14 protein-coding genes and 1 pseudogene are annotated in these 11,821 nt (G+C 60.8%); 10 read left to right on the forward strand and 5 right to left on the reverse strand.

Going from position 1 to position 11,821, the window contains the following annotated elements; all coding sequences use genetic code 11:
* Positions 1–453: 453 nt before the first annotated feature.
* Positions 454–951: a DUF1269 domain-containing protein gene (locus tag AB7I51_RS16375; protein WP_428405375.1), complete on the forward strand. Its 498-nt coding sequence runs from the start codon at positions 454–456 to the stop codon at positions 949–951.
* Between the two features lie 159 nt (positions 952–1,110).
* On the opposite strand, the gene AB7I51_RS16380 is transcribed toward AB7I51_RS16375, so the two are convergent.
* Positions 1,111–1,776: a hypothetical protein gene (locus AB7I51_RS16380; protein WP_428405374.1), complete on the reverse strand. Its 666-nt coding sequence runs from the start codon at positions 1,774–1,776 to the stop codon at positions 1,111–1,113.
* Between the two features lie 336 nt (positions 1,777–2,112).
* Here AB7I51_RS16380 and AB7I51_RS16385 point away from each other — a divergent pair, with 336 nt between their 5' ends.
* From AB7I51_RS16385 to AB7I51_RS16410, 6 genes are read left to right on the forward strand one after another with little or no spacing between them, the layout of a single operon-like run.
* On the forward strand, positions 2,113–3,255 hold the full coding sequence (locus tag AB7I51_RS16385; RefSeq protein ID WP_428405373.1) for a 4Fe-4S dicluster domain-containing protein: 1,143 nt from the start codon (positions 2,113–2,115) through the stop codon (positions 3,253–3,255).
* Positions 3,252–3,716, forward strand: a complete 465-nt coding sequence (locus tag AB7I51_RS16390; RefSeq protein ID WP_428405372.1) for a cyclic nucleotide-binding domain-containing protein — start codon at positions 3,252–3,254, stop codon at positions 3,714–3,716. Before AB7I51_RS16385 ends, AB7I51_RS16390 begins: the two co-directional genes overlap by 4 nt.
* Positions 3,697–4,548 (forward strand): FAD/NAD(P)-binding protein, encoded by an 852-nt coding sequence (locus AB7I51_RS16395; RefSeq protein WP_428405371.1) that lies wholly within the window; start codon positions 3,697–3,699, stop codon positions 4,546–4,548. The genes AB7I51_RS16390 and AB7I51_RS16395 overlap by 20 nt, the downstream gene beginning before the upstream one ends.
* 1 nt (position 4,549) lies before the next feature.
* Positions 4,550–5,326: an oxidoreductase gene (locus tag AB7I51_RS16400; protein ID WP_428405370.1), complete on the forward strand. Its 777-nt coding sequence runs from the start codon at positions 4,550–4,552 to the stop codon at positions 5,324–5,326.
* Positions 5,316–6,608: a Ni/Fe hydrogenase subunit alpha gene (locus AB7I51_RS16405; RefSeq protein ID WP_428405369.1), complete on the forward strand. Its 1,293-nt coding sequence runs from the start codon at positions 5,316–5,318 to the stop codon at positions 6,606–6,608. Before AB7I51_RS16400 ends, AB7I51_RS16405 begins: the two co-directional genes overlap by 11 nt.
* A complete protein-coding gene (locus AB7I51_RS16410) occupies positions 6,598–7,071 on the forward strand; it encodes a hydrogenase maturation protease (protein WP_428405368.1) in 474 nt (157 codons plus the stop codon). The genes AB7I51_RS16405 and AB7I51_RS16410 overlap by 11 nt, the downstream gene beginning before the upstream one ends.
* Positions 7,072–7,110: 39 nt before the next feature.
* On the opposite strand, the gene AB7I51_RS16415 is transcribed toward AB7I51_RS16410, so the two are convergent.
* Positions 7,111–7,791, reverse strand: a complete 681-nt coding sequence (locus AB7I51_RS16415; RefSeq protein WP_428405367.1) for a hypothetical protein — start codon at positions 7,789–7,791, stop codon at positions 7,111–7,113.
* 292 nt (positions 7,792–8,083) lie between these two features.
* Between AB7I51_RS16415 and AB7I51_RS16420 the strand changes: the two genes are divergently transcribed.
* The 3 genes from AB7I51_RS16420 to AB7I51_RS16430 all read left to right on the forward strand — a co-directional run bounded on the left by AB7I51_RS16420 (position 8,084) and on the right by AB7I51_RS16430 (position 9,687).
* Positions 8,084–8,230, forward strand: coding sequence for a hypothetical protein (locus tag AB7I51_RS16420; protein WP_428405366.1), 147 nt, complete (start codon positions 8,084–8,086; stop codon positions 8,228–8,230).
* A 254-nt stretch (positions 8,231–8,484) separates the two neighbouring features.
* Positions 8,485–8,706 carry a hypothetical protein gene (locus tag AB7I51_RS16425; protein WP_428405365.1) on the forward strand — a complete coding sequence of 74 codons (222 nt, stop codon included), beginning with the start codon at positions 8,485–8,487 and terminating at the stop codon, positions 8,704–8,706.
* Between the two features lie 330 nt (positions 8,707–9,036).
* Positions 9,037–9,687: a M15 family metallopeptidase gene (locus AB7I51_RS16430; RefSeq protein ID WP_428405364.1), complete on the forward strand. Its 651-nt coding sequence runs from the start codon at positions 9,037–9,039 to the stop codon at positions 9,685–9,687.
* A 151-nt stretch (positions 9,688–9,838) separates the two neighbouring features.
* Here the strand turns inward: AB7I51_RS16430 and AB7I51_RS16435 are convergent, their stop codons facing one another.
* The 3 genes and pseudogenes from AB7I51_RS16435 to AB7I51_RS16445 all read right to left on the reverse strand — a co-directional run.
* Positions 9,839–10,078, reverse strand: coding sequence for a hypothetical protein (locus AB7I51_RS16435; protein WP_428405363.1), 240 nt, complete (start codon positions 10,076–10,078; stop codon positions 9,839–9,841).
* Positions 10,079–10,151: 73 nt separating this feature from the next.
* Positions 10,152–11,057 (reverse strand): DUF4396 domain-containing protein, encoded by a 906-nt coding sequence (locus tag AB7I51_RS16440; protein WP_428405362.1) that lies wholly within the window; start codon positions 11,055–11,057, stop codon positions 10,152–10,154.
* Between the two features lie 340 nt (positions 11,058–11,397).
* Positions 11,398–11,700, reverse strand: a pseudogene (locus AB7I51_RS16445) (DUF2778 domain-containing protein); the annotation flags it as partial.
* Between the last annotated feature and the right edge of the window lie 121 nt (positions 11,701–11,821).

Consider the following 11,821-nt stretch of genomic DNA (forward strand, 5'->3'; position numbering starts at 1 on the left):
TTCGGCGTCGTTCTTCAGCTGCTGATGAACATTCAGCGTCTGATCGGCAAGGAAGGCGTCGCCCTTCTGACCGAGTAATCGGCTGAACGAAGAGACATGGCGCCGCCCGCTTGGGGCGGGCGGCGTCCACAAACGAAAAATCCGGGAGAGGCCCTATGGTTGTCGCCATGCTGCTGCTGGCTGCGGCGCTGTCGCCGCTCTGCTTTCTGTATGCCGCGCCGCGTCGCATTCCGCATCGCGTCCGCGCAGAGGTCGCGCGCCGTCACGAAAACTGAATTTCGTTGAGAAGGCGGTAGCGCCGGCTCCGGGCGTGGCAGCCGGCGCGGGCCGTCCGGCCGCCCGCCGAGGCTTATCCGAGGAGAGCCGCTCCGCGCCGCATTGTCTTGCGCTATTCACTGGACTAGATCGTCAATGGCGCCGCGCCGAGATCTGTGCGCGGAATAGGAGAGGCCCATGAATGATCTTCTCGTGATTGCGTTTCCCTCCGAAGAAAAGGCCGAGGAGGTTCGGCAGAAGCTCTTCACTATGCAGAAGGAATATCTGATCGAACTTGGCGACGCGGTCGTCGCGGTCAAAAACCCGGACGGGGCAGTGAAGCTCAATCAGCTCTTCAGCACTACGGCCCTTGGCGGAGTCTCCGGCGCGTTCTGGGGCGCTTTGATCGGGTTGATCTTCATGATGCCGCTTGCTGGCGCGGCGATTGGCGCCGGCGCCGGCGCCGTATCCGGGGCGCTGACCGATTTTGGCATCGACGACAAATTCATGAAGGACGTGGCCGCCGCAATTCCGCCAGGAGGCGCCGCCTTGTTCCTGCTCGTGCGCAAGATGACGACCGACAAGGTGCTCGAAGGCTTAAAGGGCGTTGGCGGCGTCGTGCTGCGGACCTCTTTCGACAAGTCCAAGGACGAAGCCATCCGCGCCGCGCTCGCCGCGCAGCCGGCGTCCGCCTAGATCACGCTGCGTTCAGGCGGACTCGTCTGAGCGCAGATAATCTGATCGACTCTAATCATTTAGAGCGCGCTTTATGCGAAAAACCGGTTCCCGCTTTTTCGTGAGCCGCACTCTAGCCGATACGCGCGCGCGCCGGCAAAACGCCGGCGCGCGCTTCGCTCAGGCGAAATCGTCCTCGGCGGCTTTGTTGTGTCGGCGATGCGCGTGCATCGTGATGTAGATGCTCGCGGCAATAAAGCCGACGCCGAGCACGGAGACGAGAATGAACAGCGACGAGCGCTGAACAATCGCCACCAAGGGAACGAAGAGTCCGAGAAGGACTCCAACGACGCAGATTTGCCAAGCGGCGGCGTGAACGCCGGCGACGAATGTCGCGACAGCGAGCAGCACCATTAAATTGAGGCCGGCGGCGTTGACGTCGATCAGCTGGCGCAGCGGCGGCGAATAGATCAGCCACATGCCAAAGAGAAACGCGGCCCAGTGCAGCACCTGGGTCCAGATGAGCCGCGTGCGTTCATGCGTCGTTTCCGTATGGCGCCATCCGACGTAAATGCAGATGGCGCAATAGACCGGCGTCAGGAACTCCCAATATAGGGCGACCGGTTGTCCGGTGAAGGTGACGATGCCGATGCCGAGCACGGCCGTCGAGAGCATCACGATATAGGGCAGATCAATTTTGAGGACGTCGAGGAAGAGAACTTCCGCCGGCTGGCTCCTGATCTCCTGGATGCCGTGCTCGAGCGTCTCGAAGCCGTGCCCGATCGTCGTCGCCCAGTTCTCTTCATGCGGCGGCGTCGGCTCGGACGGGTCGGAGCTATTCGACATGAGCAATCCTCGCTGGTTCGGGCGCGAACGACGCTGCGTCGCCTTCGCCTTGTTCTTCGCGCCTGTTGGCCGAATTAGAACGTCAGGATAGTTCGTGCTCGGGAAGCGAGCAACCGGCGAGCCGCGAATTCGGCGCGCTTGCCCTGTCGCTGGCCCGACGAGGCGTCGAAGGCCGCTCGGGGGAGACGTGAAAAGATCGCGTGGTTTCTAACGTCCGCGTGATGTCATCGCCGCGTCACATGGCCGCCGGCAAAGCATATAATTGGCGCAGACAAAATCTCTTGTGGCCCAATATATCCTGAGTTGGACGCCAAGGGATTCCGGCAGGAGCGGATCGTGACAAAGGTTGACGGCGCGATGGCGACGATAACGGTCGACGGCCTGGAAGCGTTGCTGCAGGCGATCCAGGCGCGCGGCTATCGCGCCGTCGGACCAACCATGCAAAATCAGGCGATCGTTTACGACGACATCGAATCGATCGACGATCTGCCGCGTGGATGGACCGATGAACAGGATGGCGGCTGCTATAGGCTGCTGCGTCGCAGCGATGACGCCCTCTTTGGATATTCGGTCGGACCGCAGTCGTGGAAGAAATATCTCCATGCCCCAAAACTGCGGCTTTGGACGGCGGAGCGCCACGGGGACGACATCAGCCTAGCGTCCGAGGCGCAGCCCGAAGATCGATTGGCCTTCATCGGCGTTCGCGCCTGCGAAATACGCGCGATTGAAATTCAAGATCGGACGCTCATCAGCGACCTCTACGCCGATCCGCACTACAAGGCGTTGCGCGAGCGCGCGCTGATCGTCGCGGTAAATTGCGGCAAGGCCGGAGGCACGTGTTTTTGCGTCTCGATGCAGGCGGGTCCGCGCGTCAAGCGGGACTTCGACATTGCGCTGACCGAACTGCTTGACGACGGCGAACATCTTTTTCTCGTCGAGACCGGCAGCGATGAAGGACGCGCGCTCATCGCGCAGATCCCGCATCGCGCCGCCTCAAACCGCGCGATCGAAGCCGCCGAAGCCGTGATCGAACGAACCGCATCCTCGATGGGCCGCGAAATGCGTTCGGACGATCTCAACCAACTGCTGATGAGCAATCTCGAACATCCGCGCTGGGATGAGGTGGCGACGCGCTGTCTGACCTGCGCAAATTGCACGCTCGTCTGTCCGACCTGCTTCTGCACGTCGGTCGAAGACGTGTCGGATCTTTCCGGCGAGCGCGCCGAACGCTGGCGTCGCTGGGATTCATGCTTCACGATGGACTTTTCCTATATTCACGGCGGCAGCGTGCGCGCCAGCGCGAAATCGCGCTACCGCCAATGGATGACCCACAAGCTCGCGACCTGGATCGACCAGTTCGGATCTTCGGGCTGCGTGGGTTGTGGCCGCTGCATTACCTGGTGTCCTGTGGGCATCGACATTACCGAGGAGGTCCGCGCCATTCGCGGACATGACGCCTCCGCCGAGGAGCCGCGATGAAGGACATTGCCGATCTGCTCCGTCATCATCCCTTCGCCGAGGGGTTGGATGAAGACACGCTGGCGCTCGTCGCCGGTTGCGCGAAGAATGTCGTTTTGCAGCCGGGAGAATATTTTTTTCGCGAAGGCGCCGCCGCCGACTCATTCTATCTCCTGCGGCATGGCGCGGTGGCGCTCGAGACTTTTGTTCCCGGACGCGGAACTTTCGCCTTCCTCACCGTCAAGAGCGGCGAGATTCTCGGCGCCGACTGGCTCATTCCGCCCTATCGCTCGTCTTTCGACGCGCGCGCCATGGAACTGACGCGCGCCATCGCATTTGACGGCAAGTGCCTGCGCAGCAAATGCGAGGCGGATCCGCGCGTCGGCTATGAAATGATGAAGCGGTTCATTCCGCCGCTCGTCAAACGTTTGCAATCGGCGCGGATGCAGGCGCTCGGGATGTATGATGCCGCAAACGCTTGAGGCCTGCGCGACGCCGCTCCACCCGATGGTCCCGCGCATGACGCCGGTGACGCGGTTCATTCGCGAGTCGGAAGACGTATTTACGTTCGATCTCGCGCCAGAGCGCGCCACGCCCTTCGCGCCGGGTCAATTCAACATGCTGTATGCGTTCGGCGTGGGCGAAATTCCGATCAGTGTCAGCGGCGACTCCCAGGCGCCGGAGCTTCTCACCCACACGATTCGCGCCGTCGGGCCGGTGAGCGCCGCGCTTGGAAAATTGAAGATCGGCGATCGCGTCGGTCTGCGCGGTCCCTTCGGAGTTGGCTGGCCGGTTGAAGAAGCCAAAGGCTTTGATGTGCTGCTGATCGCCGGCGGCATCGGTCTCGCGCCGCTCCGGCCCGTGATCTATTGGCTGCTGCGCCATCGCGCCGCTTATGGACGCGTCGGCGTTCTTTATGGCGCGCGCGCGCCGGACGATCTCATTTTTCGCAGCGAATTGGAGGTGTGGCGGCGAACGCCCGACTTCCAATTGCGCGTAGCGGTGGAGCGCGCCGGTCCGGAATGGCCGGGAGACGTCGGCTATGTCACGCCCCTTCTGTCGAAGCTGCGTTTCGATCCTGCGGAAACTGTCGCGATGATCTGCGGGCCCGAGGTGATGATCCGCGCGAGCGCGCTTGCGCTGGAAGACGTCGGCATTGCGGATTCGCGAATCTTCGTTTCGATGGAGCGCAACATGAAATGCGCGATCGGCCATTGCGGCCACTGCCAATTCGGTCCGCTCTTCATCTGCAAGGACGGGCCGGTGCATTCCTACGACCGCGTCCGCGATTTTCTCGCCTGTCGGGAGCTGTGACGTGGAGCGTATTCGACCAAAGCTCGCCCTGTGGAAATTCGCGTCATGCGACGGCTGCCAGCTCAGCCTGCTCGACTGCGAAGACGAACTGCTGGCGATCGCCGGCGAAGTCGAGATCGCGTATTTCCTTGAGGCGACGCGGGCGACAGTCGAAGGCCCATACGAGCTCTCGCTCGTCGAGGGTTCGGTGACGACGCCGCATGACGCCGAGCGCATAAAGGAAATCCGCAAGAAATCGCGCTTGCTGATGACAATCGGCGCCTGCGCCACCTCTGGCGGCATTCAGGCGTTGCGCAATTTCGCCGACGTGCGGGAATATGCCGCCATCGTCTATGCGCGGCCCGACTATATTCAGACGCTCGCCACATCGACGCCGATCGCCGATCATGTGAAGGTCGATTTCGAATTGCGGGGCTGTCCGATCGGCACGCGGCAGCTGGTCGAAGTGATTTCCGCTTTTCTCGCCGGACGCAAGCCGCAGACGCCGCCGCACAGCGTCTGCGTCGAATGCAAGATCGCCGGCAATCTCTGCGTGATGGTCGGACACGGGACGCCGTGTCTGGGGCCTGTGACTCACGCCGGCTGCGGCGCGATCTGCCCTTCCTACAATCGCGGCTGCTATGGCTGCTACGGGCCGATGGAGACGCCCAACGCGCCATCGCTCTCTGCGTCGTTGCGCAAGCTCGGCATGGACGATGACGCGCTCAAGCGCATCTATCGGACCTTCAACGCCAATGCCGACGCCTTCCGAAAGGAAAGCGAACGTCATGAAGGTTAGGACGATCAAGGTCGATCAGCTTGCGCGCGTCGAAGGAGAGGGCGCGCTCAAGGTTGTGGCGCGCGACGGCGTCGTGCAGTCGGCCGAGCTCAACATTTTTGAGCCGCCGCGCTTCTTCGAAGCCTTTTTGCGCGACCGCATGTTTACGGAGGCGCCAGACATCACGGCGCGCATTTGCGGCATCTGTCCGGTCGCCTATCAGATGAGCGCGGTTCACGCGATGGAGAATGCGCTCGGCGTCGTCGTCGACGGGCCTCTGCGCGAGCTGCGGCGACTCATCTATTGCGGCGAATGGATCGAGAGCCACACGCTGCACGTCCATATGCTTCATGCGCCTGACTTTCTCGGTTATGAAGGCGCGATCGAAATGGCGCGCGATCACGCCGACATCGTGCAGCGTGCGCTCAATCTCAAAAAAGCCGGCAATGCGATCATTGCGCTTCTCGGCGGCCGTGAAATCCATCCGATCAATGTCCGCGTCGGCGGCTTTTACCGCACGCCGCGCAAGCGCGAACTTCGGCCGCTGGCCGAAGATTTGAAGCGCGCGCGGGACTGGGCGCTCGCCACCGTGCGCTGGACGGCCGGCTTTGATTTCCCCGATGTCGAGCGCGACTATGAATTCGTCGCCTTACGGGGAGACGGCGAATACCCGTTCAGCGACGGCCGAATCGCCTCCAGCCGCGGACTCGACATTTCGGCCGCCGAATATGACGAACATTTCGAGGAAACGCAGGTCGAACATTCGACGGCGCTGCATGCGCACATCAAGGCGCGGGGCCCCTTTCTCACGGGACCGCTGGCGCGCTATGCGCTCAACGCCGCGTCGCTCTCGCCGCTTGCGCGCGAGGCCGCGCACGAAGCCGGACTTGGAACGGTCTGCGCCAATCCGTTCCGAAGCATCATCGTTCGCGCCGTCGAGGTTCTTTACGCCTGCGACGAGGCGCTGCGGATCATTGAGGACTACGAAGAGATCGAACATGCCTCTGTGGAAGTGGAGCCGCGCTCGGCGACCGGCTTTGCGGCGACCGAGGCGCCGCGCGGCATGCTCTATCACCGCTATCGTCTCAACTCCGACGGCAAGATCGCTGACGCGCGCATCGTCCCGCCGACATCTCAGAATCAGCCGAGCATCGAAGAGGATTTGAAGACGTTCGCCACAGCCTGGCTCGATTTGCCGGATGAGGCGCTTCGTCACCGCTGCGAGCAGACGATCCGCAATCACGACCCCTGCATTTCCTGCGCGACTCATTTTCTGCGGCTCGAAATCGATCGTGGCGGATAGAGCGCGCGAGCGCAGGCGCGTCATCGCGCTCTGTGTCGGCAATCCTCAACGCGGCGACGACGGCGTGGGCGGCGCGGTCGCGCGCGCGCTGCGCGCTTTAATCGACGGCGTCGAAATCATCGAGGAGGAGGGCGAGGCGACAAGCGTGCTGGCGCGACTTAAGGGCGCGGACGCCGCCTTCATCGTTGACGCCTGCGTTTCCGGGCAAGCGCCTGGCGAGATGCGCCGCTTCGATATCGGCGAAGGCCCGCTGCCGCAGAGGGGTTTTGGCGCTTCGACGCATGGCTTGGGCCTCGCCGAGGCTCTGGAGCTCGCCAGGGCGCTTGGCGCCTTGCCGGCGCGCTGCATCGTTTACACAATCGAAGGCGAAAACTTCACGCTCGGGGCGCCGCTGTCGCCGCGGGTCGCGGCGGCGGTCGAGATTGTCGCGAAACGAATGCGAGCGGATATTCTCGGGCAATGATCGTGGCGGCGCCACATCAGGCGCGGCGTCAATAGATCGTTAAAAGGCGGTAAAGCGAACGCCGGTCGAGATGTAGTTCGAGGCGCCGTGAACGCCGTCAATGAGGCCATAAATGCCTGAGCGATGCTGAACGCGAACGAAAACTTCAAATGGCGCTTCCTTGGTAGGGGAAACGGTGAGTTCCGGAACGAGCAGGTTCAGAAAGGGGGCGCTATGGCCGCTGCTGTCAAACTGGCGTTCGAAATCCGAAATGCCGGTGACGTAACTCGCGCCGATCAGGCCAAGCCTGAAATTCGTGTAGACATAGTCGTTCCATGGGAAATAGGTCCATCTCGCCATCGGGATCAGATCGAATTCCCACTGCTGTCCGGCTTGGCGATTGCCAAAGCGCTTGGCGATTCCCCCTTCGATTTCCAATTCGATGGGGATGCTCTGAAAGCGATAGGCGGTGTAAACGGCGTGGGCGTCGACGAGAAGTCCTGACGCGAAATTCGGTGCCCAGGGCCGCAGGACGGTGATGTTGACCAGCGACTGGTCGCTCAACTCGCCGACATAGGCGCCAATTCTCAGGGTTGGCGCGGGGTTCGACGCGAGCATCCCCGTGATCAACGGCGCAGGCGGGACCGCCGCCGTCGATTCGAAAGCCGATGCCGGAGTCACGGGGAACAGCGCAGGGAACAGCGCAGCGACGGCCGCGGCCACAGCCGATGACTTTTTCATAGCCCCCTCCAATGCGACGCCATTCACCGGCATGGCGCGCGCGCCTAACTTGGGCTTGTCTATATGATAAGTTGGCTTTTTTTGGTCAAAGAAGGCGTATTTCGGGCAAAGGCGGATCAATGTTCAGCGCAAGCCTTTCGCCCGCGCACAAATTTGTCGCAGGGCTGAAACCGATCGGCAACATTGCAGCAAACCGGCTGAAACGTCTGCATGGCTAAAATAGATGCTCGCGCTATCTCTCGGCCGCCTTCCGCCCCCGGGATGAGCGGCACGCCAATGAATGGAGATATGAATGCAGCGTCTTGTTTCTTCGTCGACCTTGGCCGCGACGTTCTCGACGGTTCGCATCCTTATCAAGCTGCCGATAAATATCGCGCGTCGCATCGCCGCTTCGCCCGATGCGTTCATCGACGCCATAGAGCGTTTCGCGAAACGTTAGATCGCTTCGCCGTCGGCGAAATCGCCCGCGGCGGATCATGCGAACGAGTTCAAAATATCCAGAGCGCGTCCATGCGAGGGACCTAGTTTAGGTTTTTCGCGGCGCGCTCTCTGCATGTTCGGCGGCGCAACAAATATTTCCGAGCGTTCATATGTGCTCATGCATCAGTAATTGTGCAGGGCCGGCTTGGGGTTGAATGAGCCTGGATGCATCCCAGTTCCATGTGGCGAACGTCAATCAACTGGGAGGAAGCAATGCTCAAATTAACGCTATTGATGGTCGCTGCGTTCCTGGCTTTCGCGCCATCCGCACAGGCCCAGCGCGTTGGCGCGCTTCCTTACGACGGCGATATCCAGGCCTATGGCGGGCCCTGGCGCTATCAGCATCGGGATTGGAGCAGTCCCGGACATCCGCATGATCCAGGCGTGTGCTATTACTGGAACGACCATATGGGCATCTGGGAATGGCGCTGCTGAGAAACGCGCGCCTTGCGCTGAGAACGCCAAGTAACTGTTGAGAGCGCCAGAGAGCGCCAAGTAACTGTTGAGAGCGCTATGTAACGCCCCGCTGCGACGCCGCAGTCGGGGCGTTTCTACGTCGCGAGCCTAAAACGGCGCGCATCGCCGCCTGCAAGCGGGCGTCGTTGATCGTATCCAATGCTCTCGCTTCGAAGACATGAATCGACGGCCAAGCTGACGAGTGGATCGACTGTTACAGGGCGGTTATTATTTCGGAAGGCATAGAGCCGCCGGAACGCGCGCATGTCGACCGTATTGTCCGAATTTCGAAAGGGCCAAAGGCGCCGTATGCGGGCCAGACGAGCGGCGGCGCTTGGGTTCTTGATGCTTGCAGGCGCAAGCGCAAATGCGCGGGGCGCCAAGGTGACGGCCGAGCCAATACCGGACGCAATATGGGCTTATATGCAGGGAAGATCGTGGCGCGCGGAGCTTCCCTGTCCGAGACGGGAGGAGCTTGTCCTGTTGCGGGTCCCTTACCTCGATTTTGACGGCAATACGCAAACCGGCTCACTAATCGTCGCAAGAAGCGTCGCAAAGGCGGTCGCGGCCGCCTTTCAGGAAATTTACGACAGCGGGAAATTTCGAATCTATCGAATGTCGCTGATCGATGAATTTGGCGGCGACGACGCGCGATCGATGGCGGCGAACAATACCAGCGCCTTCAATTGCCGAACCACCGATCGCGGCGCGATGTCGCGACACGCCTATGGAATGGCGGTGGACATCAATCCCGTTCAAAATCCCTATCGCGAGGGAAATTTAACCGAGCCCGACGCCGGGCGCGCCTACGACCAGCCCTATAAGCGCAAGAGAGATATTGTCGGGATCATCGTCGACGGCGATGTCGTGACGAGGGCCTTCTCACGGCAAGGCTGGCGCTGGGGCGGACATTGGAAAAGAAGCGTCGACTATCAGCATTTTTCCAACGATGGACACTGATTGAGGAAACGCGGGAAACGCTAGCGTGTGGCGACGACGTCCGAATGCCCAGGAGGGGCCGCATGCCGGCCACAATCGCGGTCGCTAATTGCGGTAGAGGAGCAACGCTCCATCTCTGAAGGCGAGGCATGGGCTTTTCACGAGCGCCATCTTATTTCCGACCATCTCCCAGAAAAAGCGAGATCGCGAGAATTTGGGCGACGACAATCGCTGCTGAGCCTTGTAGGCTGTTGGGCGAGCTGGCGCGCTTGGCGAGGGCAAATCGGATATTTGCCTTCTCTGAAATTTCCAAGGGACTGGCGATACTCACAATCGGCGACATGGTGATTGCGGAGGGCGTCGGCGAATTTGTATGCATCGCGGCGCTGACGATCGATGCGTTGCCTTTCATACGATTTCGGTCAGCGGCGCAAACCGGATAGCCAGTCGTCTTGCTTATGATGAGCGTCTCGACTTTCCGCGTATCAAGATTTTTGGGAAAAGCCGACGCCGACGGCGAGGCCGATCATCAGGATCATAAAAGACAGCCCGACGACGAAGGCGATCATCTGCGTGCTGACATTCGGCCGCATGTCCATGCGCCCGTCCATGTGTGCATCCAAGTGCGCATCCAAGTGCTCGTCCATATGTTCGCCGTCCGGCTTCGCCATCTCGCCGTCCGAGGCCATGTGAGGCTTCCCCGCCATGCTTGGCATGGCGGAAATGGGCGGCGTCGCCCCTTTGGGCCGCACCGTCGTCATGCCGTGCTTGAGTTTGTTCGCCACCAGCCAGTAATTCATCGGATAGGCGGCGCAGAGGCCGATGAGCAGCGCCATGCTCATGATGAACCAAAAAGCCGGCGACGACGGATGATCGCTACCCGCGACATACGCCTTGCCGATCATTGAAACGATCGCCATTCCGGCCATCAGGCAGTTCATCGAGGTGAGCTCGGGAATGAAGGTCGTCTTGAGCGCCTTGCCGTAAGACCCGCCGGCCATGTCGCGCATGAACAGAGCCTGGAAAATGCTCCAGCCGAACATGAAGCCGAGCGCATATTCGAGAAGGAAATCCGCGAGCGGCGGCAGGCTCAGAAGGGCCGCGATGACCGCCCCGACGAGAATGCCGACGCCGTCGCCGGCGACGCAATGCATGGCGGAGCCGAGCGCCTGTCGCCATGGCGTTGCGACATAGGCCTCGTGCAGGCCGGGCAGCGGTTCACGGCAACCCAGGACATAAAGAAACGCCCCGAACGGTCCGGTGAACAACGTCACCAGCACAAAGCCCCATTTCATCACCGTCGATTCGGGCGTCGAGCGAATATCGATCGCGACAAAAGCGATGGACAGCGCCGTGAGAAGGAACCACAGCAAAATAACCCCATCGAGCATCGCCGGCTCTCCTCCCCTTTGCAACCGCAACATAGGCAATCGCGCGCCAGTCCGAGCTCCAATACATGTGCGTTCCCATGCTGGGCAGTGCTACGATCAGCTTGCCAATATCGTGGTGTAACAGGGAGAGGCGATCAAGTCGCCAACTTGGAATTCAAAAATGGCCAACAGATTTTGATTGGTTTGAGCCCATCCACCTTGCTCGTCGGCGCGGCAAGCTTGCCGGAGCCCGTCAGTCGGGGCAGACTTACTTGGAAACATCAGCCGCGCGTTATCAGCCAGCGCATAACTACGCGCTCGAAGTCGGATTCGCATCGTGCGCTGTTTGCGCGGCCCTAATTCAATCTATACGCGCCATTACCAACAAGCGTTTCACTTCGCCGCTTTCGAATGCACGCAAAAATGCGTGGTAGTCCTTGAAGACCACGCATCCGTTGGAGTGGCCTTTCGGCCCGAGCATATACGTGTGGGCAAGCAGACCTGACCGTCCGAAGATATGCTCTTTGCCGCCGATTGGGGTCAGACGCAACGCGCGAATGCCATGAAAAGGTTTTTCCCTCAATGTAAGTTCGTAAACGTGGGGCGGCGTCGCGCCCCGCATGCGTTCATGGACATAGCGGGGCTCATCCAACCTTGGGCCTAACATTACAGTTGCGAATTTTTATGAACTCTGAATCACTGGCTCACCATGATTCGTCATGGGAGCGTGGTGATGACGGGCGCTTCGATTGAAACGACGCTGGAGCTTTGGGCGTCGTCGTTGC

Origin of the sequence: Methylocystis sp. (assembly GCF_050246715.1) — a bacterium.
Taxonomy (GTDB): Bacteria; Pseudomonadota; Alphaproteobacteria; order Rhizobiales; family Beijerinckiaceae; genus Methylocystis.